Below are 229 nucleotides of genomic sequence, written 5' to 3'. Positions count from 1 at the left end.
GATTAACAAAACTGCGGAATTAGTCCAAATCTTCAAATCCATATTTTTTAAAAACCTTGTCAGAATCTACACTTTGAAGATAGTCGTAAAATAGCTGCGCTTCCTTTCGGTGTGAACTATTATTGATTATCCCTACCGGATAAATGATCGGATCGTGTAAATCTTCCTTGGCTGTTGCAACGATATCAACTTTTGATGAGTTCATGGCATCCGTTTTATAAACGAGTCC

Annotated in this window: 1 protein-coding gene; it reads right to left on the bottom strand. The window is 36.7% G+C overall.

What is annotated here, in order from left to right; all coding sequences use genetic code 11:
- Positions 1 to 19 precede the first annotated feature (19 nt).
- The coding region (locus SB822_RS61540; RefSeq protein ID WP_410859724.1) for an extracellular solute-binding protein at positions 20 to 229 on the bottom strand (210 nt) is incomplete at its 5' end.

This window comes from Paraburkholderia sp. SIMBA_054 (assembly GCF_046534875.1).
Lineage (GTDB): Bacteria > Pseudomonadota > Gammaproteobacteria > Burkholderiales > Burkholderiaceae > Paraburkholderia > Paraburkholderia hospita.
Note: the sequence above shows the minus strand (reverse complement) of the source record. Positions and strands in the feature narration are given on the sequence as shown.